This is a genomic window from Corynebacterium sp. MC3, from assembly GCF_900099485.1.
Lineage (GTDB): Bacteria > Actinomycetota > Actinomycetes > Mycobacteriales > Mycobacteriaceae > Corynebacterium > Corynebacterium pseudogenitalium.
Genome location: NZ_LT622815.1, coordinates 388,345 through 414,096, shown reverse-complemented (window position 1 = coordinate 414,096; position 25,752 = coordinate 388,345). Strand labels below are relative to the sequence as shown.

The 25,752-nt window shown below is 58.6% G+C and carries 26 protein-coding genes and 3 tRNA genes; 10 read left to right on the top strand and 19 right to left on the bottom strand.

From position 1 onward, the window contains the following. The 4 genes from BQ4436_RS08745 (at nt 1) to BQ4436_RS08730 (ending at nt 3,248) form a co-directional block, all read left to right on the top strand. The gene (locus BQ4436_RS08745; RefSeq protein ID WP_070976407.1) at nt 1–555 is read left to right on the top strand and encodes a hypothetical protein; all 555 of its coding nucleotides are present in this window, start codon (nt 1–3) and stop codon (nt 553–555) included. Between the two features lie 84 nt (nt 556–639). Beyond that, nucleotides 640–1,506 carry an ABC transporter substrate-binding protein gene (locus BQ4436_RS08740; RefSeq protein WP_070479199.1) on the top strand — a complete coding sequence of 289 codons (867 nt, stop codon included), beginning with the start codon at nt 640–642 and terminating at the stop codon, nt 1,504–1,506. A 6-nt stretch (nt 1,507–1,512) separates the two neighbouring features. Beyond that, nucleotides 1,513–2,454, top strand: coding sequence for an amino acid ABC transporter permease (locus BQ4436_RS08735; protein WP_070362549.1), 942 nt, complete (start codon nt 1,513–1,515; stop codon nt 2,452–2,454). A gap of 2 nt (nt 2,455–2,456) precedes the next feature. Next, a complete protein-coding gene (locus BQ4436_RS08730; RefSeq protein ID WP_070362550.1) occupies nt 2,457–3,248 on the top strand; it encodes an amino acid ABC transporter ATP-binding protein in 792 nt (263 codons plus the stop codon). Between the two features lie 53 nt (nt 3,249–3,301). Here the strand turns inward: BQ4436_RS08730 and coaD are convergent, their stop codons facing one another. From coaD to BQ4436_RS08700, 6 genes are read right to left on the bottom strand one after another with little or no spacing between them, the layout of a single operon-like run. After that, nucleotides 3,302–3,811, bottom strand: a complete 510-nt coding sequence (coaD, locus tag BQ4436_RS08725) for a pantetheine-phosphate adenylyltransferase (protein WP_070362551.1) — start codon at nt 3,809–3,811, stop codon at nt 3,302–3,304. Between the two features lie 3 nt (nt 3,812–3,814). Beyond that, nucleotides 3,815–4,399, bottom strand: a complete 585-nt coding sequence (locus BQ4436_RS08720; protein WP_070362552.1) for an RsmD family RNA methyltransferase — start codon at nt 4,397–4,399, stop codon at nt 3,815–3,817. A gap of 16 nt (nt 4,400–4,415) precedes the next feature. Next, nucleotides 4,416–6,518 carry an ATP-dependent DNA helicase RecG gene (locus BQ4436_RS08715; protein ID WP_070976406.1) on the bottom strand — a complete coding sequence of 701 codons (2,103 nt, stop codon included), beginning with the start codon at nt 6,516–6,518 and terminating at the stop codon, nt 4,416–4,418. A 3-nt stretch (nt 6,519–6,521) separates the two neighbouring features. Next, nucleotides 6,522–8,084 (bottom strand): DAK2 domain-containing protein, encoded by a 1,563-nt coding sequence (locus BQ4436_RS08710; RefSeq protein WP_070362554.1) that lies wholly within the window; start codon nt 8,082–8,084, stop codon nt 6,522–6,524. Between the two features lie 11 nt (nt 8,085–8,095). After that, nucleotides 8,096–8,740 (bottom strand): uracil-DNA glycosylase, encoded by a 645-nt coding sequence (locus tag BQ4436_RS08705; protein WP_070976404.1) that lies wholly within the window; start codon nt 8,738–8,740, stop codon nt 8,096–8,098. Further along, complete coding sequence (locus BQ4436_RS08700; protein WP_083329525.1) at nt 8,737–9,702, bottom strand: thiamine-phosphate kinase; 966 nt, start codon at nt 9,700–9,702, stop codon at nt 8,737–8,739. Before BQ4436_RS08700 ends, BQ4436_RS08705 begins: the two co-directional genes overlap by 4 nt. A gap of 31 nt (nt 9,703–9,733) precedes the next feature. Here BQ4436_RS08700 and BQ4436_RS08695 point away from each other — a divergent pair, with 31 nt between their 5' ends. Beyond that, nucleotides 9,734–10,705: a DUF3515 domain-containing protein gene (locus BQ4436_RS08695; RefSeq protein ID WP_070976401.1), complete on the top strand. Its 972-nt coding sequence runs from the start codon at nt 9,734–9,736 to the stop codon at nt 10,703–10,705. On the opposite strand, the gene BQ4436_RS08690 is transcribed toward BQ4436_RS08695, so the two are convergent. Together BQ4436_RS08690 and BQ4436_RS08685 are read right to left on the bottom strand one after the other, a co-directional pair. Then, complete coding sequence (locus BQ4436_RS08690) at nt 10,702–11,775, bottom strand: D-alanine--D-alanine ligase family protein (RefSeq protein WP_070976399.1); 1,074 nt, start codon at nt 11,773–11,775, stop codon at nt 10,702–10,704. The two genes, BQ4436_RS08695 and BQ4436_RS08690, sit on opposite strands and share 4 nt — an antisense overlap. A 12-nt stretch (nt 11,776–11,787) precedes the next feature. Then, entirely contained in the window at nt 11,788–12,801 is a 1,014-nt protein-coding gene (locus BQ4436_RS08685) for an NAD(P)H-dependent glycerol-3-phosphate dehydrogenase (protein ID WP_176754843.1), read from the bottom strand. Nucleotides 12,802–12,914: 113 nt separating this feature from the next. Between BQ4436_RS08685 and BQ4436_RS08680 the strand changes: the two genes are divergently transcribed. From BQ4436_RS08680 to BQ4436_RS08670, 3 genes are read left to right on the top strand one after another with little or no spacing between them, the layout of a single operon-like run. Further along, nucleotides 12,915–13,922: an NUDIX hydrolase gene (locus BQ4436_RS08680; protein ID WP_070976397.1), complete on the top strand. Its 1,008-nt coding sequence runs from the start codon at nt 12,915–12,917 to the stop codon at nt 13,920–13,922. A 35-nt stretch (nt 13,923–13,957) separates the two neighbouring features. Continuing rightward, entirely contained in the window at nt 13,958–14,404 is a 447-nt protein-coding gene (locus BQ4436_RS08675) for a YbjN domain-containing protein (RefSeq protein WP_070976395.1), read from the top strand. 1 nt (nt 14,405) lies between these two features. Then, complete coding sequence (locus BQ4436_RS08670) at nt 14,406–14,867, top strand: hypothetical protein (RefSeq protein WP_070362560.1); 462 nt, start codon at nt 14,406–14,408, stop codon at nt 14,865–14,867. Here BQ4436_RS08670 and leuD read toward each other — a convergent pair. Both leuD and leuC read right to left on the bottom strand, forming a co-directional pair. Then, nucleotides 14,851–15,447, bottom strand: coding sequence for a 3-isopropylmalate dehydratase small subunit (gene leuD, locus BQ4436_RS08665; RefSeq protein WP_070976394.1), 597 nt, complete (start codon nt 15,445–15,447; stop codon nt 14,851–14,853). The two genes, BQ4436_RS08670 and leuD, sit on opposite strands and share 17 nt — an antisense overlap. A 19-nt stretch (nt 15,448–15,466) precedes the next feature. Next, a complete protein-coding gene (leuC, locus tag BQ4436_RS08660; RefSeq protein WP_070976392.1) occupies nt 15,467–16,909 on the bottom strand; it encodes a 3-isopropylmalate dehydratase large subunit in 1,443 nt (480 codons plus the stop codon). Nucleotides 16,910–16,969: 60 nt separating this feature from the next. Between leuC and BQ4436_RS08655 the strand changes: the two genes are divergently transcribed. Then, entirely contained in the window at nt 16,970–17,662 is a 693-nt protein-coding gene (locus tag BQ4436_RS08655; RefSeq protein WP_176754842.1) for an IclR family transcriptional regulator, read from the top strand. Here BQ4436_RS08655 and BQ4436_RS08650 read toward each other — a convergent pair. The 7 genes from BQ4436_RS08650 to gltX all read right to left on the bottom strand — a co-directional run bounded on the left by BQ4436_RS08650 (nt 17,643) and on the right by gltX (nt 22,211). After that, entirely contained in the window at nt 17,643–17,942 is a 300-nt protein-coding gene (locus BQ4436_RS08650) for a hypothetical protein (protein ID WP_070362564.1), read from the bottom strand. The two genes, BQ4436_RS08655 and BQ4436_RS08650, sit on opposite strands and share 20 nt — an antisense overlap. A gap of 30 nt (nt 17,943–17,972) precedes the next feature. Next, nucleotides 17,973–18,773, bottom strand: coding sequence for a carbonic anhydrase (locus tag BQ4436_RS08645; RefSeq protein ID WP_070976389.1), 801 nt, complete (start codon nt 18,771–18,773; stop codon nt 17,973–17,975). A gap of 130 nt (nt 18,774–18,903) precedes the next feature. Continuing rightward, a tRNA-Glu gene (locus BQ4436_RS08640) sits at nt 18,904–18,976 on the bottom strand. Between the two features lie 39 nt (nt 18,977–19,015). Beyond that, nucleotides 19,016–20,275, bottom strand: a complete 1,260-nt coding sequence (locus BQ4436_RS08635) for an alpha/beta hydrolase (protein ID WP_168156183.1) — start codon at nt 20,273–20,275, stop codon at nt 19,016–19,018. 83 nt (nt 20,276–20,358) lie between these two features. Beyond that, nucleotides 20,359–20,431: transfer RNA gene (locus BQ4436_RS08625), tRNA-Glu, on the bottom strand. Between the two features lie 28 nt (nt 20,432–20,459). Then, a tRNA-Gln gene (locus BQ4436_RS08620) sits at nt 20,460–20,531 on the bottom strand. Between the two features lie 180 nt (nt 20,532–20,711). Further along, nucleotides 20,712–22,211, bottom strand: coding sequence for a glutamate--tRNA ligase (gltX, locus tag BQ4436_RS08615; protein WP_070976385.1), 1,500 nt, complete (start codon nt 22,209–22,211; stop codon nt 20,712–20,714). A gap of 91 nt (nt 22,212–22,302) precedes the next feature. On the opposite strand from gltX, the gene BQ4436_RS08610 reads away from it, so the two are divergent. Further along, the gene (locus BQ4436_RS08610) at nt 22,303–23,418 is read left to right on the top strand and encodes an isochorismate synthase (RefSeq protein WP_070976383.1); all 1,116 of its coding nucleotides are present in this window, start codon (nt 22,303–22,305) and stop codon (nt 23,416–23,418) included. Between the two features lie 6 nt (nt 23,419–23,424). On the opposite strand, the gene BQ4436_RS08605 is transcribed toward BQ4436_RS08610, so the two are convergent. After that, the gene (locus tag BQ4436_RS08605; protein WP_083329507.1) at nt 23,425–24,216 is read right to left on the bottom strand and encodes a fumarylacetoacetate hydrolase family protein; all 792 of its coding nucleotides are present in this window, start codon (nt 24,214–24,216) and stop codon (nt 23,425–23,427) included. A gap of 36 nt (nt 24,217–24,252) precedes the next feature. Continuing rightward, nucleotides 24,253–25,716, bottom strand: a complete 1,464-nt coding sequence (locus tag BQ4436_RS08600; protein ID WP_070976380.1) for a cell wall-binding repeat 2 family protein — start codon at nt 25,714–25,716, stop codon at nt 24,253–24,255. Nucleotides 25,717–25,752 lie beyond the last annotated feature (36 nt).

Here is a 25,752-nt window from a genome sequence, read left to right as displayed (position 1 = left end):
ATGCGCAAACGTATCACGGCCGCGGTCACCGCGGCTTCTCTCATTGCAACGGCTTCGGTGGTCAGCCCTTCCGCACTTGCGGAAATCCCAGCCCCCGAAGCACCTGCTACAAGTTCGATAGACTCTGATAAAGACGCCGGTGAAGCTTCTAGCGCGTCGGAGGGCGAAAAGAAGAGCTCCCTGGATCAAGACCCAGAGAACGACCCTCTCTACATTCCGCCCGAGAAGAACCCAGTGCAGAAAATCTCCAGCTCTGATCTATTCCTCAAGTGGACTGATGACATGCCAGAAGGCGAGGGCAAGGACTTTGTTCAGGGATGGGCGAAGGGGTCGTCGATACCAAGCACCGCAAACCCGCTCGAATGGACTAAAGCTGAGGTACAGGGATCTTCGAATATGGTCCGTGGATTGTTCACTGGTAATTTTGCTCAAAGTTCTCAGGGCTCAAGCCAAGCGACAGCACCAGTGCTTCTCGCAATGTTGAGTGTGTTTCTGGTTGGACAAACGGTAGAGCTCATCATGCGTGGGCTGCGATCGCTTCCAACCCCACGCTAGAAACAATCCCAAACAAGGTCGAAAACAATGAACCAAAACAAACGCTTTGGCAAGGCGACGAGGGTCCTCAGCGCGTTCACGTTGATGATGGGCGTTGGTCTTCTCAGTGGCTGCGTAACCAACGTGGAAGGTGGCAACCCAGATGGCTGGGAGCCTATTGAGCCTGCTACCGTTCCTGAGATTGCGGCGATGGTCCCCGAGAATGTCTCGAAAGACGGCAAATTCTCAATTGGCGCCAACCCACCATTCGCCCCCTTCGAGTTCAAAGACTCACAAGGTAATTTGATCGGGCTGGAGCTTGACCTCGGGCGCGCGCTTGCCTCAATCATGGGTCTCGAATTCGATCCACAGGAGATGGATTTTTCTATGATCCTACCTGCGGTTCAGGCAGGCAGCCTTGACGCTGGCATGTCTGGATTTACTGATAACGAAGAGCGCCGCAAAAGCTTTGAGTTCGTTAATTTCCTCTTCGCAGGAATCCAGTGGGCTCAACTCACCGGTACGCACGTGAACCCAGAGGATGCTTGTGGTCTCACAGTTGCGGTTCAGCGCACAACCGTTTCCGAGACCGATGACGTGCGTCCGAAGAATGATGCTTGTATTGAAGCAGGAAAACCACCCATCACCATCCTGTCGTTCGACACCTCTGACAACGCGGCGCTCGCGGCACTGGTTGGCCGTGCAGATGCCTTTAGTGCTGACTCCCCTGTCACGTCTTGGGCGGTCGAACGCTCCGACGGGAAGCTCGAGCTCGTGGGTGACATGTTCGACGCAGCACCATACGGAATCGCGGTGCCAAAAGACTCAGGTCTGAGCATTGCGCTTGCCCACGCAATGCAGCATCTCATCGACACTGGCGATTACGAGCGCATTTTGGCGCAGTGGAACGTACGAACTGGCCTGCTCGATACCGCGCTTATTAACGAACAGCCCCTTACAGAATGGAAGTAACAGACCATGACCACACCATCTACTAGCCAAAGTCGGCCTGCCAGAATTGAAGCGAAACCGTTACGGCACCCAGGACGGTGGGCGCTCGCGGTCCTGCTCGGCGTCCTCGTTGTCTGGTTTATTATTGGCGCAGCCAAGAATGAAGCGTATGGGTGGGACACATACGCGCAGTACCTCTTCGATACTCGAATCGCGGTAGCTGCTCTACACACCATTGCGATTACGGTCCTCGCGATGCTTATTGGCGTGGTCGGCGGTGTGCTCCTTGCCGTGATGCGTATGAGTCCCAACCCGGTGTTTCGCACCGTAAGCTGGGTTTTCCTCTGGATTTTCCGCGGTACCCCCGTGTACGTTCAGTTGATGTTCTGGGGCCTGATCGGAGCAATCTACGACTCCATCAATCTCGGGTTTACGCAAATCTCCCTCGATCCGTTCACCTCTTCCGCATTTGCTCTCGCCGTCGTTGGTCTGGGCCTCAATGAGGCCGCCTACATGGCGGAAATTGTCCGCTCGGGTGTCTCCGCTGTTCCAGAAGGACAGATTGAAGCGTCGAAGTCGCTGGGCATGAGCTGGTCCCAGACCATGACTAGGACAGTTCTTCCCCAAGCGATGCGCATTATCATTCCGCCGACAGGAAATGAATTTATCTCCTTGCTGAAGACGTCTTCGTTGGTTGTTGCGGTTCCTTACTCCCTGGAGCTGTACGGCCGCTCGATGGATATCGCTGCAGCGCTGTTCCAGCCGGTTCCGTTGCTGCTTGTGGCAGCAACGTGGTACTTGGTAATCACCTCCTTGCTGATGGTCGCGCAGCACTACCTGGAGCGCTACTTCGACCGGGGCGCAACCCGCCAGCTCACTGCCCGGCAGCTCGCTAGCTTGGCCGACGCCGAAGGCACAATTCCAAACAACGTCGAGATCATTGAAGCTCCAGAAAGGAACCAACGGTAACCATGGCTTCTCCTACATCTTCTTCCCCCGCCCAAACGCCAATGATCCAAGCGGTTGACGTATGGAAGTCCTTCGGCAGCTTGGAAGTACTCAAGGGCATCAACCTCGAAGTAGCTCCGGGTTCTGTTACCTGTTTGATCGGTCCTTCCGGCTCCGGCAAGTCCACATTCCTTCGCTGCGTTAACCATCTTGAGAAGGTCACTGCTGGTCGCCTGTACGTTGATGGTGATCTGATCGGGTACCGCGAAAAGAACGGCACGCTCTATGAGATGAGCGAGAAGGATGCCGCAGTCCAGCGCCGGGACATCGGGATGGTCTTTCAGAGCTTTAACTTGTTCGGGCACCGCACCGTGCTCGACAACATCATTGAAGCTCCGGTCCATGTCAAGGGCGAGTCGCCGGAGAAGGCAAAGGTCCGTGCGATGGAGCTTCTGCGCATGGTCGGTCTCGAATCGAAGGCGGACGCCTACCCGATCCAGCTTTCAGGTGGTCAGCAGCAGCGAGTCGCTATCGCTCGTTCGGTCGCGATGGATCCAAAGCTCATGCTTTTCGACGAGCCCACGTCCGCACTTGACCCGGAGCTTGTTGGTGAAGTGTTGCGGGTGATGAAGCAACTTGCGCAAGACGGTATGACGATGTTGGTGGTCACGCACGAGATGGCATTCGCGCGCGAGGTCGCAGATCACGTTGCATTCATGTCCGACGGTCAGATCGTCGAGTACGGCACCCCTGAACAGGTGCTCGACAACCCTCAAAAGGAACGCACGAAAGCCTTCCTTTCGACGATATTCTAGCTTGAGCGCCCAATCGGAGCCCGGTAGATCTTCTTGGCTGATCTTCCGGGCTTTTACTTTACTTCGCGCAGGCGTTCGTTCATCGCCTGCATAACCGCCGGAGGTACCAGTCCCCCGATATCGCCTCCGAAGCGGGCGACTTCCTTGCATAGCGAGGACGAAATGTAGCCGTACTTCTCGTCAGTGAGCAAGAAGAACGTCTCAACACCGGTGAGGCGGCGGTTCATCTGCGCCATTGGCAGCTCATACTCATAGTCAAGTGAAGATCGCAAGCCTTTCACCAGGGCAGTAATGCCGTGTGCGCTGGTGTAGTCGACCAACAACCCACCCCAGCTGTCTACTTTCACGTCCGGCATGTCGGCGACGGCGGACTGGATCAAGGCGACTCGTTCCGCCACTGTAAACATTCCAGTTTTCTTGGTTGGGTTCCCAGTTACCAGAACGACTACTTCGTCGAAGTGGCGTCGAGCACGGTCTACGATATCCAGGTGCCCGTTCGTGAAGGGGTCGAACGACCCGGGGCACACCGCAACGTTACGGGCCGAAGCTAACGATTGGGCCATAACTCACTCCTCCTGAGCGTCTGAGGGGGCTGTATACACTGCCATATCGAACCGTGCGATCCCGTACAAGCGCTTCTTGAGTTTCTGTCCCGTAGGGGTAAACGCGGGCGGCCATGCGGTCTCGGGGCTTTCGCGGTGACGTTCGATGACGACCACGGCGCCGTCGACGAGTAGCTCCTGCAACGCAGTGACCATTTCGGCCACGGCTTCATCGGCAAGGTCATAGGGTGGATCGGCGAGCACCATTGAAAAGTGCTGCTTGGGAGCACGCGCCACATACGTGGAGACTTTCACGGGCTCGACACAGGTGTTCGGGTGCCCGACAACGCCCGCATTGTGCTCAATCACCGCGACCGCTTTCGGGTCGTCTTCCACAAGCACCACTTCCTCAGCGCCACGCGAGGCTGCCTCCAGCCCTAGTGCGCCGGATCCCGCAAAGAGGTCAAGGACGTGCTGCCCAGGGAACCCAAAGCGGACCTGCAGAGAGGAAAAGAGGCCCTCTCGCGCGCGGTCCGACGTTGGCCGTGTCCCCTCCGGTGGAACTTTAATCTTGCGCCCACGGGCTTCACCAGAAATGATGCGATTCATGGTACTCACTCTAGCTTTAGCTCTTTTCTAGGTACACAAAGTCCTCATCTTGGAGGTGTGCACTGAGCGCCCGTGCCTTCTCAAGGTCTTCTTCGACAAAGCGGGCCGCATCGCGGTACGCACTGGTAACGATCTCGTAGTCCTCAATCAAGTCGATCAATTTAAACGTGCGACGGATACCTGACTGCTCTGTTCCGAGCACGTCACCCTCACGGCGGTGGCGCAAGTCTAGATCGGCAAGAGCAAAGCCATCGCTCGTCTGAGCAACCTCCCAGACCCGCTGAAAGGCATCACTGCCTTCTTCTGCCTGTGTATGGAAAAGACACAGAGATTGATTGCCGCCTCGCCCGACTCGGCCTCGCAGCTGGTGCAGCTGTGAAACGCCAAAGCTTTCTGATTCCCGTACCATCATGACAGTCGCGTTCGGCACGTCTACGCCAACTTCGATGACGGTCGTAGCTACCAAGATGTCAATGCCACCCGCTGCAAAATCGGACATCACAGCGTCTTTTTCCTCAGCACGCATCTTGCCGTGCAGTACGGCTACTTGCAGGCTTGGGAACTCGGTAGCGCGCAACCACTCGGCAGTCTCAAGGACACCACCCTCGCCGTCAATACGCGGGCACACAATGTAGACCTGGTGGCCAGCCGCGACATCTTCTCGCATCTTCTCCCACGCACGTGCAATCCACGTCGGCTTGAACTCCGGAACAACTGAGGACTGAATAGGCTTCCTTCCGCCTGGCAGCTCGTTGAGCACCGAGACCTCGAGATCACCAAAGACGGTCATTGCGATTGTGCGCGGGATCGGCGTCGCTGTCATGACAAGTAAGTGCGGAGTCTGCGCCCCCGACTTAGCGCGAAGTCGGTCGCGCTGCTCCACGCCAAAACGATGCTGCTCGTCGACAATGACGAAGCCAAGGTTAAAGAACTCCACGCTGTCTTGAATCAGCGCGTGGGTGCCCACGACTATGTCCGCCTCACCCGAGACAATCTTGAGGAGGGCATCTTGCTTCAGTGCCGTCGGCATGGAGCCTGTGAGTGGCACCACAGTCGTGTGCAGCCCGGCGCGCATGAGTGTCTCTGTAAGCGATCGTGCGTGTTGCTGCGCGAGCACCTCGGTAGGTGCGAGCAGGGCTGCTTGAGCACCGTTATCAACCGCTTGGAGCATGCTGATCAGTGCGACGATAGTTTTGCCGGAGCCGACCTCTCCTTGGAGGAGGCGGCTCATTGGGTGGGCGTGAGTCAGGTCGGTGGAGATTTCCTGGATGACGCGTTGTTGCCCGCCAGTGAGTGGGAATAGGAGTTGTGTAATGAGTCGGGATTGTTCGCCGTTTGGTTGTTTGGGAAGGGCTGGAGCGTTGTGGTTGTTTGCGTCGGCGCGTCGCACGCTCATGGCGAGTGCGACGGTCATGGCTTCGTCGTATTTGAGGCGTCGGCGGGCGGGTTCGGGTCCTTCGGTGTCAGGTTGGTGAATGGTGCGGATGGCGCTGTCGCGGGCGATGTATCCGTCAGGGCTTGCGCCGAGTGGTTCGGGGACTGTGGGGAGGCTTTGCAGGATGGTGTGGACGGCTCCCATGATGGTCCAGGTGCTGACCTGTTTTGTTGCCGGGTAGATTGGGAGCCATTCGCGTCCGGAGAGGATTGCTTCGAGGTCGCCGAAGTGTTGGAGTTGTCGTAGTGCTCCGGTGGCTTGGGTGGGGCCGTCGAGTAGTACGAAGTCTGGGTGTTGGAACTGGATTTCGTTGCGGTACGTGCTGATTTTGCCGGTCATCATGACGCGGGTGTGTTCTTTGAGCACTCGCATGGCGTAGTTGGAGCCGAAGAATGTTGCGGTGAAGGTGTTGGTGCCGTCGTAGACGTGGGTTCGGTAGATGGGTCGGTTGGGGTGTTTTCTGTTGGGGATGCGTTGGGTAGCGGTGATTTCGCCGACGATGCTGAGTGTATCGCCTTCATTGATGGTGGCAAGGTCGGTCGCGGTGCCGTAGTGGAGGTATCGGCGTGGGTAGTGCTCGAGGAGCTCGCCGCAGGTGCTGTATCCAAGGTGTTTGGTGATTGCCTTGGCTTGTTTCAAGGGGATGACGAGGTTGAGCGGCCTGGGGTCGATGTTTCCTAGCACTTCCTATTCGACTCCGATCTCGGCGACGGCACCGAGCCCGTCTGCGGGGAAAACGATGACGTCGACGTCGAGTTTGTCGTCGAGTGCCGCGAGGTCTTCGGCGCGCAGTGATGCGGTATCGAAGAGTACGGTGACTTGTTCCCCACCGGGCTCGAGGAGGCGCTTGCAGGTCTTTTCGACGGCGGCTATCGCGTCGTCAGCGATCAGGAGTGTTTCGCCGTGTGCCATGGCGATGATGTCGCCCTTCGAGACTGCCCCTCCTTGCACGAGCCCGGCTTTAGGGGCGCGCTGGAGGACAGCGGTTCGCATTTCTCCGGCGGCCTCCGACATGGTGAAAGCTGCCGTCGCGAGTGGTTGGGCTGGGTCATGAACGGCGAGCGCCGCGATACCGGAAACAAGCCGCACGGTAGGAAGCAGGGTGATGCTTTGTTCGAAGGCGTGGGTTGCTTTCTCCACTGCGGCGAGGCTTCGCTGATCAAGCAGTCCGTTCGGCAGCAAAATAACTTCGCGAGCTTCGGTTTTGTGGACGGCGGCGAGGATGTCCGCGACAATATTCTCGCCCGGCGCGACTGTTACCGCACCTGCCTGCGCGTAGAGATCAGTAAGTGATCCGGGAGGCGTCACTGCGACAACCAGTCTTGTGGGAGTTTGCGTGACAGGTTCGTCCGGGAGCACTTCGAGATGCAGTTGTGTCACGGTACCGCGGGCGAACGCGCGCTCAATCACTGCGCCGGCCTCGGTGGAGTGAATGTGGACTTTGCCGCTGTGCTCGTTATTGCGAGCGATCACAAGACAGTCGCCCATGGTGCTCAGTTCGCCCTCAAGGACATCCATGTCGCCTTCGAAGAAGAACATGACTTCCAGGTTTGCCTTGCCACTTGCGTGTGAGATCACGTGAGAGGTTCCGTGTGTGGCAGGCTGCGCTACCTCGTAGGGTTGGCCGTCGAGTTCGTATACAAGTGATTCCAGGAGGATAACGAGGCCGGTGCCTCCTGCGTCGACGACGCCCGCTTCCCGTAACGCTTCCAGCTGTGACGGGGTACGTGCAAGTGCAGTTTCCGCAGCGTCGGCGGCAGCCTGTGCGATGCTCAACGCGGGTGCTTCTCCCCCTGAATCCTGCAGCGCTTGCGATGCCGCAGTCGACGCCGCCCGCAGCACCGTGATCACGGTGCCCTCTACCGGCTCGGCAATTGCGCGGTCAACAAACTGCACTGCTTGGGCAAGCGCGTTCGCGATGAACTGTCCGCTTCGAGTATCTTCATCGGCGGTTTGCGCGACGCCTCGGATGACCTGGGACAGCACAACACCCGAGTTGCCACGCGCGCCGCGAATGGCGCCAACGGCAAGCGCTTCGGCTACTTCCTGCATCGACTGAGCATCAGATCTTTTCGACGCCTCTTCGACAGCCGCCGCCATCGTCTGCGCCATGTTGGAACCAGTGTCCGCGTCCGGGACGGGGAACACATTGAGCTGGTTGATCTCGTGTCGGCGACGTTCGAGTTCTGCCGCTGCCCGACGAGCCCAGGACAGGAGCCGTGGTCCATCGAGTGCAGTTGCTGTTTCCATGGTCAGACAGTCTACAGTGCCCAGTCGACAGGTGAGGCACCCTGTGCAATGAGCGCCTGATTTGCCCGACTGAATGGCCGCGACCCGAAAAATCCCCGGCGCGCCGACAGCGGCGACGGATGTGGGGACTCAATCGTTGGCGTACTCCCGAGGAACTGTTTCGCAGTTTGTGCGTCTCTGCCCCACAGGATCGCAACCAACGGCGTATTACGCTGAGCGAGCTTTGCGATTGCGTGTGCGGTCACCGCTTCCCAGCCCTTCCCGCGGTGTGACGCCGGCGCGCCGGGCCGGACTGTGAGTACTCTGTTGAGCAGCATGACTCCGTTTCGCTGCCAGGAGGTCAAGTCCCCGTCGGCTCGTGGGGGGATACCGAGGTCATCGTTGAGCTCCTGGTAGATGTTTACCAACGATCGGGGCGGTTTCACGCCTGGCTGCGTCGAGAATGAGAGACCCATGGGGTGGCCGGGCGTCGGGTACGGATCTTGGCCCAAGATGAGCACACGGACATCTTCAAATGGGGTCGAAAACGCACGGAGAATGTCTTTTCCGGCAGGCAGGTACGCGGGTTCACCGCGGATAAAGTCTCCCATCGCGTGGATGGCAGGTTCTACTTCCGCCAGCGGTTCCTGCCAGGAAGGGTGGACGGGTAAGTTCATGAAAATGGCTCCCATTCATGGCGCGCGGTGTGTGCAACGCCGTCGATTTCCACGCCGACTTTGCGTGTGACCGTACCGATCGAACGATACCCCACGGGTGCGTCCCCATCGATCGTGCCCAGCAATGTGTGGTCTTCTCCCCCGTTGAGTACCCAGTCCCATGGGTCGACGCCTAGGAACTCACCGGCTTCTCGCAGCTGATCACTTGGGGCTACAGCGGCGCGCGAGATGTTAATCCCCACGTTCGAGGCCCGGGTTATCACGCCCAGATCGTGCAGTAGCCCGTCGGAGTTGTCTGTCATGGCTGTAGCCCCTGCTGCTCGTGCAACAACCCCGCGCCCAGGAGTCAGTTGCGGGCAGCGGTGCGCATGTACGATATCTGCAAGCCGTTCCGGGATTTCCCGTCCGGACTCCAGTAGTGCAAAGCCTGCAGCAGAATAGCCGATATTCCCGTGCGCTATCACTCGCTGCCCCGGACGCGCTTGGCTCAAGCGCAGTGGCGGCAAACTACCTCCTAACGAACCAATCGCGGTGATCGCGATCGTCAGTTGGTTCCCACTCGTGATGTCCCCGCCGACGAGCTCGCTCGAGTATCGCTCCAATTCGAGATGGATCCCTCGTGCAAGTTCACTCACGACGGCAAGCGGGGTGTCCGGAGGCGCCGAGAGCGCGAGTAGCGCGGCAACGGGGCGAGCACCCATCGCCTCGATGTCGGCGAAGTTTTGCACGATGGCTTTGCGTCCCAGCAGCGCGGGGGTGGTCGTCGAAAAGCGAAAGTGCTGTCCCTCGACGAGCATGTCCGTTGCCACGACCGCACGGCTATTCGGTGTGTGTGACTCGAGGACGGCTGCGTCATCACCATTGAGCGGTGACGGCGAGACTCCAACGATGGCGTCAATCGTTGCTTGCTCGCCTACCTCCCGCAGCGTCGGGCCGTGCGTGGGAAAGCCGACGTTACTCACCAAAGTGCGCCTTTCAGTAGACTTGTACGCCATGAATGATTCCACTGGCGCGTTGCATGATTCACAGATTAACCGTACAGCGGTCTACATCAGTTTGGGCCTCGCAGTGGCGCTTGTTCTGGGCGTCCTTGTGGGTGCTCGGTATTTTTTCCAGCAGGTGGCACTGCAGCCTGTGGCGATGACTGAGCTGCCTTCCCCCGAGGCTGATTCACCCGAGTGCGCTGCGCTCGTGGACAGCCTTCCTGAAAAGGTGCTTGGGCACAAGCGTGCGGAGCTCGCCGCCCCGGCTCCGGAAGGTGCTGCCGCGTGGCAGTCCTCTTCAACTCGACGCATCACGCTGCGCTGCGGCGTGGAAATGCCCCTGCAGTACACCGAGTACACCCCGGTGTCCTCCCACAATGGTGCAGAGTGGATCAGAATTGACGACGCCACCCCAGGATCAAGCATGGCCACGTGGTTTAGCGCGGACCGTTGGCCGGTAGTCGCCGTGACTACCGACGAGGAAGGACTCGGCAGGGCAGATACGCCAGTGGACGAGATTAACGTGAGCGCGCTGCCGCAGCGCGATCTCCCTCGCAACCCGGCGCCGCTCTCTGAGCTGCAGCCAGCGATGCATTCAACGGACGGGAGTGGAGCAAACGCATGCGGCGGCTTGCTTGCTGCACTTCCTGAATCGCTCGCCGAAGGCTATAAACGGCTTCCTGAGAACAAAGTCGCTTCGCCGCAAACTGCAGTCTGGACGCAGCTCGGCCACGAACCGATTGTGCTGCGTTGTGGTGTGAACGACCCGGAGCACTACGAGTCCGGAGTGACCTTGCAACAGATTAACGGGATCCCTTGGTTTGAGGACACCATCACTGCAACTGGTACCACCTCGTCGACGTGGTACGCGCTCGGGCGAGAGGTCAACGTTGCGGCCTTTGTGCCCTCGGGTGAGGGCAATGAGGTCATCACCACGCTGACCGAGCTCATCGAGAAGCACGTCCCCGAACGCAAGTCTTAGTCCGTTGCGCCGTCGGCTACCTGCAGCGCAGTGCGGACCAGAGTGTCGAGCAGTTTCGGATAGTCGATGCCGCTTGCGTTCCACACCTGTGGGTACATCGAAATTGCGGTGAACCCCGGCATGGTGTTGATCTCGTTGAGCACAGGACCCTTGTCGGTGACGAAGAAGTCCACGCGTGCCAATCCCTTACAGTTCAGTGCATTGAATGCACGGACTGCTTGGTCCTGCAAGGTAGCTATCAAAGAGGCGTCGTAAGGCGCGGGGATTGTTGCTGTAACTCCCTCTTCCATGTACTTCGTTTCGAAGCCGTAGAAGCCTTCTGCGGAGGCATCAGTTCCGTTGAGTTTGGCCGGCACGGAAGCTTCGATGCGGCCATCGGGAAACTCCAGAACTCCAACCTCGACTTCGTCGCCGACCTGCTCCGACTCGACGATCACTTTCGAGTCGCACTCGTACGCTTGATGCAGTGCGGCATCGAAGTCTTCCCACGTGGTCACCTTGGACACACCAATCGACGATCCACCGTTGGCGGGCTTGACGAACACCGGAAGGCCTAGGCGCTGCTTATCCTCATCGAGCAGCAGTTCACCTCCGCGGAGAATCACTTCCGGAGTCACTGTGATTCCGGCAAGTGCCACGAGCTTCTTCGTGTACTCCTTGTCCATGCCACTCGCGGACGCCAAGACGCCTGGCCCCACGTACGGGATGCCCGAAAGTTCGAACATACCTTGGATAGTGCCGTCTTCACCAAACTGCCCGTGCAGGACCGGGAAAACAACGTCGACCTGTGCGACGGTCTCGCCGGTGGCGACATCAGTAAACTCACCGCGGCGCGAAGGGTTGATGCTCAACGCGATCTCTGCCCCACCACGAACTTCGGGAAGCGCCTCTCCGCCAACGGGGTCGATTTCCCCGCGCACCCAAGTACCATCCCGGCGAATACCTACCGGAAACACCTCGTACACCTCGGGGTCCAGGTGGGCCATGATGGAGCCGGCAGAAATACAAGAAATTGAATGCTCGGTGGAACGACCACCGTAGACTACTGCAATACGAATCACAGCTGACACATTACCTGGTGTCTACTCCGATTTTTTCGACCGACCCATCAACGCAGCAATCGTCTCTTCCACCGTCACACCCTGGTGACACACCGCGAAAACGGCTTGTGTCAGCGGCATGTCCACGCCGTGGCGCTCGGCGAGCTGATAAATGCTGCGTGAGGAAATAACTCCCTCGGCAACCTGGCCCTTCGTTGCAGCCTTCGCTTCTTCAATCGTGGCCCCCTTCCCCAGCGCGGAACCGAAAGTTCGGTTGCGAGACAGCGGCGAGGAGCACGTGGCAACCAAGTCCCCCATGCCCGCCAGGCCTGCGAACGTCCGGGCGTCGGCACCCAACTCCTGGCCTAGACGCGTACTTTCAGCCAAACCACGGGTAATGAGCGTTGCCAGCGTGTTCTCCCCTAGCCCCTGGCCAGAAGCCATGCCGCAGGCGAGCGCGATGACGTTCTTCGTCGCACCTCCGATCTCACAGCCGACAACATCAGTGTTCGTGTACGGGCGCAGGTACGACGTCGCACACGCCGCCTGCACGAGCTTCGCACGGTTAATGTCACTGCAGGCGATGACGGTGGCCGCCGGCTGCTCCTCAGCAATCTCGCGGGAAAGGTTTGGCCCACTGAGCACCGCGATTCGGTTCTCCTCTGCACCGGTAACCTCAGCGATGATCTCCGACATTCGCATGTATGTGCCGGTCTCAATACCTTTCGAAATGGACAACAGCGTAGTGTCAGTACGCAGCAGCGGGGCCCACACTTCCAGGTTCTGGCGCATGGTTTGGCTCGGCACAGCAAAAATAGCGATATCGGCAGCCTGCAGTGCCGCTTCCGCGTCAGACGTTGCGAAGACCCCGTCCGGCAGCGCAATCCCCGGCAGGTAATCGGGATTCTCCCGAGTCTCCTGCATGGTCTTCGCCAGCTCGTCCCGGCGTGCCCACAACTGCACCATGTTGCCGGCATCGGCAAACACTTTGGCCAAGGTTGTCCCCCAGGAACCTGCACCCATTACCGCTACGTTTACCACTTGTGCCACCGCCATTCCTGTCTGCATGAACCGTTTCACGCTAGCACTTTTCTACCGCCAATATCCACAATCAGCCCGCTGACCTGTCGCTGCAGCGAAAACCTGCAAAGTGCGTAAAGATAGAAAGTATGTCACGTTCAACGAAGCTCCACGAACAACACAAAGACCAATTCGGAGAAATGTTCATTACCGGACGCCACCAAGAAGTCCCCCGCCATCCGCATCGGGAGTTCAAGAAGACAACGCTCGCTGCGGGTGCCGTGCTGTGGCGTGGCGATCTGGAGCATCCGGATTCTATAGAAGTCGCTTGTATCCACCGCCCACACTACGACGACTGGTCGCTCGCCAAAGGCAAGGTGGATCCGGGCGAGTTCCTCGTTACCACCGCCGTTCGCGAAATTCAGGAGGAAACTGGCTACGAAGTCCGGCTGGGAAAGTTGATTGGCAAAACCGTGTATCCAGTTAAGAACACGACGAAGGTTGTGTACTACTGGACCGGCAAGGTAGTCGGCGGCGAGTTCACTCCTAACAATGAGGTCGACGAGATCCGCTGGCTCAACATCGACCATGCGACGCAGCTGATGAGCTACGAGCTCGACAGGCAAGTATTGCTGAAAGCTGCGAAGCGCTTCGCCACCCCTGCTGACACCAGGATTCTGTACGTGCGCCACGCTCGTGCGAACTACAAGGAGGCCTGGAAGCACGACGATAGTCGTCGGCCGCTCGATAAGAAGGGCAAGCGCCAGGCGAAGGCGCTTGTGCCGCTGCTGCAGGCGTTCGCTCCTGAGTCTCTCTATTCTGCCGAGCCGTTGCGTTGCGAGCAGACACTGATCCCACTTGCGAAGGCACTCGGTAAAGACATCACGATCGACGCCACCTTCGGTGAAATCGCGTGGCAGGAGAACCAGGTAGCTGCCCGCGCAGATTTTGATACGCTCATCAAACGCGGTGGCACACACGTTGTGTGCTCGCAGGGTGGGGTCATCCCTGAGATGATTGCTGCGCTTTCGGCCGACGGTCGTCTGCCGATCGATTCGCCGATCCTGGCGAAGAAGGCGTCGGTATGGGTACTGTCCTTTAACGATGGGCAACTCATCGGCGCCGACTACATGCCATCTCCACTACCGGTGCTCTAAGGACACTTCGCCTAGAAAAAGAAAGGACTGCCCAGTTGCAGCCAGTTACCCAAGAACGAATCGAAGCGGCACTCGATGCGCTTGAATTGCAGTATTTCCGCAGTTCCGAGGACGGCCTCACCCGCACCGCGTTTCCGTCGATCATGTGCTTCTTTGAAGTCAAGGACATCGGATTCAAGATCACCAGCCAGTGGCTTGGAACCGCGAAGATGAATGCAGATAAGAGCAATCTTCGTCTCAGCATCAATGAGTTGAACCGCTCACTGCCCCTCGTTCGTGCACATCCGATTCAGCGCGAGGACGGTGCTCTGGTTGCGCTATTTGAGGCACCGTTTTTCTCCTCCGACGGTTTCAGCGACGAGCAGCTGCAGTCAATGCTGCAGTTTTACTTCTCCATCATGCACTACGCGGTGGAAGCGCTCGACGAAAACTTCGCGCATCTCAAAGACAAGCACCCGTACAAGCAGGAGAAGGAACAGTAAAATGCAACAGCTACAGCCGTTAAGTCTTGATCGTCTTCGCAAGCTGTTTGACCAACGCGGTTGGGAGTACCGGGAGCCTACGCAGTACAACTCTCTCATTACAGCATTTTCCGGTATCGGCTTTGAGATGAAGCTGGTCGATACAAGTCTGCATTTCGTCTCTACTGTCTCAATCGATGCTGTCGACGCAAGTCGTTTCGACGAAGTGCTCACGTGGTGCGAGGACTACAACAACGCCCACGCATTCCCATCGCTCGTCGTAATGAAAGACGAGAAGCGCGATGTCTCCGCTCTGGGCGTTGCGTATGTCATGCCGGGCTATTGGGAGTACAGCGACCAGCAGTTCGCGGACCACGTTTCGTCTGCTATTCACGGCATCACAACGTCGGTCCGCGACTTCTTATCGACGTTCGCGCCTTCGGCTCTCGAACGTCTCGGCACCCCTGCTACCGAGGAGAAGTAGCGGGGTAAAACGGGCGACGCTGCTGTTCGTACTCCTCGATGGCTTGCTCGTTTCGCAGCGTCAGCCCGATATCGTCGAGGCCTTCGCTCAGGCGCCAGCGGGTGTAGTCGTCGACGTCGAACGAGTAGGTACTCTCCCCGACTGTGACGGTGCGGTCCGGCAATGAAACAGTAGCGACAGTGCCTGGTGCCTGCTCGAGCTGCTTCCAGATCAGTTCGATGTCAGACTCCGACATGATGCCAGCTAGAAGGCCCGCCTTGCCCGCGTTGCCTCGGAAGATATCAGCAAACCGTGGGCTAAATACCGCCCGGAACCCGTAGTCCTGCAGAGCCCACACCGCGTGTTCGCGGGAGGAGCCAGTGCCGAAGTCGGGGCCGGCGAACAGCACCGACCCTTCCTTGTATGCCTCGTTGTTCAGCACAAAGTCAGGTTCATTGTTGCGCCAGTTTGAAAACAGGCCATCTTCGAATCCGGTACGGGTCACCCGCTTGAGGTAGCGGGCGGGAATAATCTGGTCGGTGTCCACATTTGACCGCGTCAACGGAACTGCGACGCCACTGTGGGTTGTGAATTTTTCCATGATCGTGTTCAGCTCCTGACTACTGTGCGTTGGCGGTGGAAGGAATGTCTGCGGGTGCGGCGAGGTGGCCGAGTACTGCTGTAGCAGCCGCTACTTCGGGCGAAACTAGGTGTGTGCGACCACCAGGTCCTTGGCGGCCTTCGAAGTTTCGGTTGGACGTCGAAGCGCTGCGCTCTCCAGGGGCAAGCTGGTCGGGGTTCATACCCAGACACATAGAGCAGCCCGCGGTGCGCCACTCAGCGCCGAACTCTTCAAAGATTGTGTGCAGGCCTTCTTCTTCCGCCTGCTGCTTGACCTTGGCAGAGGACGGCACGACCAGCATGCGGGTCCCCTTCGCAATTTTTTGGCCGCGCACAACCTCTGCAGCGGCGCGCAAGTCTTCGATGCGCGCGTTCGTGCACGATCCCAGAAAGACTGTATCAATCTTGATGTCACGCAACGGCGTGCCAGGGGTCAACCCCATGTACTGCAATGCTTTTTCCGCGGCCTGCTTCACGCTGTCGTCTCCGAAGTCCTCAGGGGCAGGAACAGAGGCGCTCAGCGGCAAGCCCTGGCCGGGATTGGTACCCCAGGTGACGAACGGGGTGAGCGTCGAGGCGTCGATCTCTACGACGGTGTCGAACTTCGCGCCGGGGTCAGTTGGCAGCGTCTTCCAGTACGCCACTGCGTCGTCCCAGTCCTTCCCCTTCGGCGCGTAGGGACGTCCCTTAACGTACTCAAATGTCGTCTCATCGGGTGCCACCATGCCGGCACGGGCGCCTGCCTCGATGGACATGTTGCAGATGGTCATGCGCGCTTCCATTGAAAGTTTCCGAATGGCTTCGCCGCGGTATTCGATGATGTGCCCTTGGCCACCGCCAGTACCAATCTTGGCGATGATTGCCAGGATCAAATCTTTCGCACTCACACCAGGTTGCAGCGTTCCACTGACCTCAATCGCCATCGTCTTGAACGGTGCCAGCGGCAGCGTCTGGGTCGCCATGACGTGCTCTACCTCAGAGGTGCCGATACCCATGGCGATCGAACCGAACGCACCGTGCGTCGACGTATGCGAGTCGCCGCACACAATCGTCATGCCGGGCTGGCTAATGCCCAGCTGTGGGCCAACGGTGTGGACGATGCCCTGTTCCTCATCGCCCATTTCGTGCAGCACAACGCCGAACTCTTCACAGTTCTTTCGCAGCGTCGAGACCTGGGTGCGCGAGGTCGGGTCGCTAATTTCTGTCAGCTCGCCAGAAACGATGCCCGTGGTTGGCACGTTGTGGTCTTCGGTGGCAAGGTGCAGCTCTGGGTGGCGCATGCGGCGCCCGTTGAGGCGCAAACCATCAAATGCCTGCGGTGACGTCACCTCGTGCAGGAGTTGAAAATCGATGTAGAGAAGATCAGGCTGACCGTTCTCTCCACGGGTGACCACGTGATCACGCCACACTTTTTCCGCCAGCGTTAATGGCTTTTGGCCCATCTTGCTCCTCCTCAACAGTCGCAACCACCTCCCACCGAGTGAGATGGTAGAATCCATGACGTGAGACAGTATAGCGAAGACTCTGGAATTAAAGTGCTCGATCGCTCGATTTCCATCGTACGAGCGGTCGCAGGCGGCGACAAAACCCTCGCTGAGCTCAGCGAAGCAACCGGACTGCCCCGAGCGACGACTCACCGAATAGCCACTGCACTGGAAGTGCATAACGTCCTAGCAAGGACAGAGGACGGACAATGGACGATCGGCCGCGCACTCTCCCACTTTTCAGGGCACTCCTCCCCCCGTTTGCTCTCTGCCGCCGCACCAATCATGCGCAACCTCGTTGAAGTCACTGGCGAGTCCGTGCAGCTCTACAAGCTCAGCGGAGACACTCGCACCTGCATCGCGGCAGAAAAGCCCGAGAGCGGCCTCACCTACACAGTTCCCGTGGGCTCGCAGCTCTCACTCACCGCAGGCTCAGCTGCCCGTGTGTTCGCCGCCCACTCACTTATCGACGCCTCTCCGTTTCCCTCGCAAGACCTCGAGGCGATCCGTGAAACCGGCCTCGCTGAGTCAATCGCAGAGCGTGAAGTTGGGCTGGCGAGCCTGTCTGCGCCCATCACCAACCCAGACGGATCAGTCATCGCTGTCCTTTCCGTTTCCGGGCCGGCCGAGCGGCTCACCCCCACCCCAATCGAAAAGTGGGGCCCCGAGCTGCATGAGGCGGCTCAGGAGCTCACCGAGGCCCTGCGGTAACCCTTGATTGCTGGCGGCGCTGCCCGCCAGCAACAAGTCCAGCACGCTTCGCTCTCACCGTTCTCATTCCGAGATACACCCAGGCGGCCACAGCACACCCCGACAGAACCGCCGGCAACGGTTGGTGCAGCAACGTATTCGACGTCGTGGCCGCTGCAAACGCTGCGAGGTTTAGCCACACGTCATACACAGGGGCGATGAACTGGTGGTTCAACACATGCAGGGCTGCGATGATCAGCCCGCACGCGAACGTGATGGAGAGCAACACTGTAATCAGCACGTGACCAGCGTACTCCCTATCACTACTTTGTTAGCTCGTGGCGTCCAACGTGAGCTCACGGCCATTTTGGTCCTGAACAGGACGAGCATTCTGGCCGATCAGCGATTCGAATGCTTGCAGTTGCTCAGCTGAGGCAGTTACCGGCTGCGTCATTACGATCCAGCGAACGTTTTCAGAGCAAGGTGGCGTCGTCAAAGAGCCTCCATACGTGATGTACTCATGTGATGCTGGAAGAGCATCCGCGATGTTGATCTCCTCCTGAGAGATATGTGAGGTATCCACGTTCTCTGGCGCATTATCAAGCAGATACTGCACTAGCTCGTTCGGTGCACCTTCCTCAAGCAGAATTCCGAGGACTGTAATGTCACCTGCCGCATTCTTGTGTACAAAGTGGATCTCGCCAGGAAGCTGCTTACCGTCGAACTCGTGCTCTGCAGGAGTGTGCATGTGCAGCTGCGCGAGCTCCAGATCTTCACCGTCGAGAGTTACCTTCTGCGTTGTCGACGGCGTGTACTGCAACGTGTGTCCGTTATTCAGAACTTCACCCGTGCTGGCAGCATATGCAAACTCTATGTCTGCCAAGTCTTCAGGGGTAGCGTCACTCAAGTTGATTGGGCTTTGCTCCTTGCCATTTCCACAGACCTCGAATTCGGTCGAAAGGTCGCCCCAGTGCTCTGGAGCACCGTCTCCTTCGTACCCCCAATGGACCTCACTCGTGGCAGCCGCCTCAGTTGAAGTCGACGGCGCATCCGTCCCGGCTTCAGAGCAGCCTGTCAGCGCTAAAACGCTGGCGCTCATAGCGGCGAGCACAGCATACTGTGTTTTTCTCATTCTATGTTCACGTTCCTTTCATCTTTGAGTTTGGCCTCCGATGATACGTGAATCCCATAGCGTGTAAACTGCATGCCTTTGAGGTACCGAAAAAGAAAAAGCAGCCAGTGCTTGCACTGACTGCCATTTGTACCCCGTACGGGATTTGAACCCGTGTTACCGCCGTGAGAGGGCGACGTCCTAGGCCGCTAGACGAACGGGGCGCGCTCGCTTTTTGCGACTCGTTAACAATAAACGTCGCCCTATGAACTCTCCAAATCTGCAGGCCACGCGCCGCTTTCCCGCAACGCGCCCTCGATGGTTGGCCATGACGCTCGCAGCATATGCTCAAACACTCCCCACGTATGGGTTCCCTCAACGATTTCATGCCACGTCACGTTGAGCCCTTGCTGCTGTGCTGTCTCAGCGAAGTACTTCGAGCATGCATACGAAGTTGCTTCGATTACCATGGGCGCTCCGAGCCTCTTTGACGATGCCTCCTCGTCAATCGCGCCGGGCACGCCCTGTGCAGCCCCCAGCCATAGCGTGGTCCCGCGTAGTCGCTCCAGGTTAAGAATTGGCGAGTGCCGCCACCACGCCCTGTTCGACGACGTCCCCCACATGTTGACCGGGTTCCCCTTGTTCATTGTCACTCCTGACGATGTGTAGATACCGCCGAGCACGCCGGTGGTCGCCGGGCAGCCCGAGTAGGATGCGGCCGCCACGAACCGATCCGGAGCATTCGCGGCGATGTCCAGCGCAGGGCCACCAGACATCGAGATGCCGGCGATGGCGTCGTGCCCGTTGCCGTGGAACTGGGCGTCGATAAGTGGCGGTAACTCACGAGTCATGTAGGTGAGCCACTTGTTCGTACCTGTAGCCGGGTCCTCTCGATACCAGTCGGCCTGCATTGAAGACACTGACCCCTTCGGTGTCACCACATTGACGAGCTTGCCAGCGAAGAACGCTTGATAGTCCGAGGAATTCGCCCAGCTGTAGCCGCCCGCAGCGCCGTCTGCCCCCATCATGAGGTAAAACGTTGGTCGAGGCGCGGTGCCACGCGGCAGCAGCACATCATTCGTCACCTCTCGCTGCATCGACGGCGACCACACCGTGAGTTCCCACAAGTCCCCTTCAACTTGGCGCATAGACCGCAGCTCAGCGGGCGGCGCTTCATGCGCTGGAAACGTTGCTGATGCATCTCCTCTCGACGAACCAGTGGAGCTTCCCGGATACAGCTGGTACATCGATGACCCCAGCTCTCCCCTGCCTAACGCAACCAACACCGCTGCGGGGATGGCGAGCAATGGCACTGCGGAACTCAGGCTGAGAACCGCCAACACCACGCTTGCGGCATCAAGCACGCTCGACCCTGACCGCGAAGGCTCGCCTGTGAAGATCGACGACAGCGGATTGTTCTGGGCTGAACTGGCCTCCGCTTCAGCTGGCGGTACCTGAGCTTGGGCAAGCAGTACTACCACCGAGACTGCTAGGACACAGCGTTTTCGTACAGGGATCGGCATAGGGAAACTGTACCAACCATACTGACGGACCGACCAAGGTAAACAAAGCAAAACAGCCAGTGCAACGCACTGGCTGTTACTTGTACCCCGTACGGGATTTGAACCCGTGTTACCGCCGTGAGAGGGCGACGTCCTAGGCCGCTAGACGAACGGGGCATTAGGACACAGAACCAAAGTTCTGTAGCTGGCCTACCTGGACTCGAACCAAGAATGACGGTACCAGAAACCGTTGTGTTGCCAATTACACCATAGGCCATTGTTTTTCTTCACTCACAAGACTAAACTGTGTCTTTCGTTTTGCCTTGCTCGCTCTGAACAACGATGACTACTATAACCATAAAGCCCAATACGACACAAATCGCCTGGTCATAATAGAAAAAGAGGTATCGCAAACCATGCGATACCTCTTCGACTTCGCCAATGCTCGTTAGGCCCGTTAAGCCTCCGGCGCAGTGTACGGAGTAACCTCACGCGCAGCGCGCAAGCGCGCCATCGTGGACTGCTTACCCAGCAGCTCCATCGACTCGAAGAGTGGTGGAGAAACCTGCTCCCCGGAGATTCCAACACGGAGCGCACCGAACGCAACGCGTGGCTTCAACTCCAGTTCTTCGATCAGCGCGGTGTGCAGAGCCTTCTCAATGGACTCAGTAGTCCAGTCATCTTCAGCAATGGCGTCGAGTGCCGCAATGCCGGCGTCGAGAGGCTGGACAGCAGTGTCCTTGAGGTTCTTCTTCGCCGCTTTCTCGTTGAGGACAAGATCTGCATCCGGAGTAACAAGGAACTTCAGCAGTCCATACGCATCTGACAGGACCTTGATACGGGTCTGAACCAACTCGGCGGCGAGTGCGAACTTGTCAGCCGGGTAGTCGGCTGGGAAGTCGGTGAACTCGGTCAGGTAATCACGCAGGCGCTGTTCGAAGTCCTTTGGCTCAAGCAAGCGGATGTGGTCAGCGTTGATCGCTTCCAGCTTCTTCTGGTCAAAGCGTGCGGGGTTGCCAAGCACATCAGAAACGTCAAATGCCTCAACAAGCTGATCAACGCTGAAGATGTCTTCATCAGAAGACAGCGACCAGCCCAGCAGCGCGAGGTAATTGATCATGCCCTCCGGGATGATGCCGTTGTCGCGGTGATTAAACAGGTTCGATTCCGGATCGCGCTTGGAAAGCTTCTTATTGCCCTGCCCCATCACGAACGGCAGATGCGCAAACTCAGGAGTGAACTCAGCGACGCCGATACGCTGGAGCGCCTCATACAGAGCAAGCTGGCGCGGAGTCGAGGAAAGCAAGTCTTCACCACGCAAGACGTGCGTGACCTGCATCAGCGCGTCATCAACTGGGTTGACCAGCGTGTACAGCGGCGCACCGTTCGAACGTGCAACAACGTAGTCTGGCTGCGTCTGCGACTTGAACGTCACTTCGCCACGCACCAAGTCGTTCCAGGTCCAGTCCTTGTCCGGCATGCGCAGACGCCAAACTGGCTTGCGGCCTTCAGCCTCGTATGCAGCGATCTGTTCTTCAGTCAGGTCGCGGTCGAAGTTGTCGTAGCCAAGCTGGGGGTCGCGCCCTGCCGCCTTGTGCCGCGCCTGAACCTCCTCGTTCGTGGAGTAGGCCGGGTAGACCTCTCCGGCTTCGATCAGCTTGTCCAGGACTTCCTTGTAGATATCCATTCGCTGCGACTGGCGGTAAGGCTCGTGTGGGCCGCCTACCAAAACGCCTTCATCCCAATCCAGGCCCAGCCACTTCAAGGAGTCGATGATTGCCTGGTAGGACTCTTCCGAGTCACGTGCGGCGTCGGTATCTTCAATGCGGAAAATCAGCGTACCGCCACTGTGTCGTGCCTGTGCCCAGTTGAACAAGGCCGTACGCACCATACCGACATGGGGCGTACCTGTTGGAGACGGACAAAATCGGACACGCATCTTTGCTGGTTTATTCATGTGCTTTATCGTAGCGCCCCTGCCCCATCAAGGCGCATATGGCAGGCCCTTAGTACGGGCTACGGGACTGCGCCTAGTAAAATATGACCACATGTGTTCAGCCCGCCCCACCACTGCGCCCGACTTTCTGCTTTCCCGAAGCACCGGTTCAGTGCGCACGCAAGGTGCCAATCAAACGTTCTCAGACGCATGGAAAGCTATCGACGCCCTCGAGTCCGGCGACGTCGAGATGGTGGTAGGCGCCCTCCCATTCGATAAAGACACGCCCGCGGCGCTGACAGTGCCCGAATCCATAGTCCGGGAATCTGGCACGCTCGAGCCTCATCCCTACTATCGAGTCGGCCCAGGCTCAAAGCTGCACGCGTCGCTTATCGACGTCGATCCCACCCCGGAAGAACACCTGCGCCGCGTTGAAGCAGCGGTCTCCACGATCCAGGGGTCCATGTTGGACAAGGTGGTCCTTGCTCGTGCAGTGGACATCGCATTCGATCCACCCGTCGATCCTCGCCTGGTCGCCGCGCGCCTGATTGACCTTTCTTATACCCGCGACGGGTTCATTGCAGACCTCACACCGAGCGGGCGTGTCGGCCACTTCTTCGTGGGCTCATCACCTGAGGTTTTGGTGCGCCGCAAAGGCAATATCGTGAGTTCGTATCCGCTAGCAGGATCAGCTGCCCGTGTCCCACACGACCCTGCGACTGATGAGGCGAATGGTCAGGCACTCTTTGCTTCCGCCAAGGATCGCGACGAGCACGCGTACGTGGTCGAGCACATCCGCGAGATTCTGGCGCCACTGTGTTCCCAACTCGACATTCCAGACGGACCACAACTGGATAAGACTTCAGAAATGTGGCATCTTGCCACCCCAATCCGCGGCGTTCTGAAAGACCCTGCGCCAACAGCGCTCGACCTTGCGCTTCGCCTCTACCCCACCCCAGCTGTTTGCGGTACCCCGCAAACCGCGGCGGAGGCGCTCATCACCACCGCAGAGACCGACCGAGGGTTCTATGCTGGCACCGTCGGCTATACCGACAAGAACGGCGATGGCGAATACATGGTTGCGATCCGCTGCGCGGAGGTCAACGCCGCGGGCACTCAGGCTCGCGCCTGGGCTGGCGGCGGGCTCGTCGCAGATTCCGTCCCGCAAGATGAGCTCGACGAGACCACAGCCAAACTGCGCACCATCATGCGTGCGCTCGGCCTTTAGCCCCAACTAGGCGCGCGCCACCGGGTTAGTCAGCGAGCCGATACCTGGGATCTCAATCTCAATCACGTCGCCCGGGACCATTTCCGCGGTCCCCGCAGGTGAGCCAGTTGCGATGACATCGCCCGGAAGCAACGTGAATGACTCGCTGACCCACTCGACGATTTCGCCGATCGACTTAATCATCTGGTCCGAGTTGGAATCCTGCTTTGTCGCAGTCTCCCCCTCATGTGTGAGGTGCGCCTTGATCGGCAGCGAATCAAAATTGAAGCGCTCAAGATCTGTCTCAATCCATGGCCCTAGCGGAGCGAAGGTATCCATGCCCTTCGCGCGTGCCCACTGCCCATCGGAGAACTGGAGATCGCGCGAGCTGACGTCGTTAATAATGGTGACACCACGCACTACCGACTTCCACTGGTCCGCTTTCACGTTCTTACACGGCACGCCGATGACGAGTGCAAGCTCTCCCTCGAACTCAACGCGGGTAGCGAACTTGGGGATGCGAATTGGCGCGCCGGGACCGACAACTGCTGTCGGCGGTTTGATGAAAATCGTCGGCGGCAAATCATCCGCGGTCTGTTGAAAGACTTCCTTGACGTGGTCCGCATAGTTGCGGCCGACTGCCACAATTTTCGACGGCAACGTCGGTGCAAGCAGCCTCACCTCTTCAAGCTTCCACTCTTTGCCGGTGAACTCAGGGTCGGTGAATGGCGTACCAGCAATAGCACGCGCGGTCGTCGCCGCTTCATCAATGACAGCGAAGGTCATGCCTTCGGGTGTAGCAATTCGTCCAAAACGCATAGGGACGAGCATACAACCCCGAAGGCTGCTCGCACTTTATTGGTAGCTCACGAACCACGGCCGAGGTTGGACGTCGTTGTATGTCTGCTCCGGGCTAAAGGTTGGGGTGTCCTCGTCGATAAAGTTCTTCCACGCCATGAAGTAATCAGGACTCAAACCTTGACGCAGGACGTTCCAGGTATCAAACTTCTGCTCCGGCACGCCATGACCGTCCGCATGGAGCACCCACGCCAATTCCGGCTGGTCAGTTCGGATATTTTCACGATCCGGGTACATATCCAGCCTGAACTGGTGCAGGATGAGCATCTTTTGTGGCAGTTTGTGCTCTCGAACGAGGGCCGCAAGCCAATCAGCAACAGCATTAATCTCGCCCGAAGTTGCCGACCCGATACGGGACAATGGCTGCTCGCCGGGATTCAGCTTCCACTCGGCATCGAGGGCCAACCCCACGTTCGGCCGAAGCAGGAGCTCTTCGTAGAGGCGGGCCTGGTGAAGGAAATCACCCTGACCGGGTTGGAGGTCGAGCACTGCGTAGCCACCAGCCTCAATGATCGCATCGATGTATGGTACGAGGTCCTCGATCGCTGTCTCGTTGGAGTAGTCGCCGTCAGGGCCGGGAGATTGCGAAGCCACCGTGACAATAATCTCGAACGCAGGGATCACCGGCTGCCCGTCCAACGGTTGGTACTGTTGCGCATACGATGTTGCTAGCTGCGCCGCTTCAGCCGGAGGCTGCTCCCCCATAACACCGAGTGCTGGGCCCGACGGGTGCCCGTACAGCGCAATCATGCGCCGTCCGGGAAAGACAAGACCGCCACCTCCAGGTAATTCACCGTGGGTCGCGAGCGTGATCTTGTCCCGGTACATTTCGGTGTTGCCCCATTGCAGTCCAAGGGCGAGCGTGTCTTGCTCCAACACTGTGCGCATAGCGTCTGAGGTGACACGTGGATCCGGGAACTGCAAGACTTCGAGTTCCGCACCTGCTGCACGCGCGGACACGGCGGCTCCAAGCGACGTCTCCTCCGTCACCAGGACCGGTGGCAGTGTGAGTGCCCCAGGTTGCTGTGGCTGCGTAGCCGCAACTGTGGCGATATCACGCTCAGGGTTGTCGCTTTGCAGCGGCTCCACGCCCGCTTCCTCTGATGGCGTGATGACTTCGGTGGCGCCTAGACGTTGAATCTCTACATCAACAGTCTCGTCTGTACCTGGCCAACGCACTAACAAAGGGATGCCACGTTCCAGGGCGATTGCCGCACCAAGCAGTTGCGACTCCCGCTCCTTACCCGCGACAACCACAGCGTCCGACGCTGGATACAACCGCTTCGAAACTTCCGCGCCGGTACCGTCTGGGTCTTGAATAACCTCGGCACCGGACATCTCCAAGGCTTGCGCGCCCTGCGCTCCTTTTTCGGCGTCGCCAGTTGCGCACGCACTCAAGCTTGCCGTTGCGACACCGAGCGCAACGATGACGCTGCCAACACGATGCCGGGTCGAAGCCATCTTCAATGTCTCCCGCCTTTCCTACACGGAGGTCCT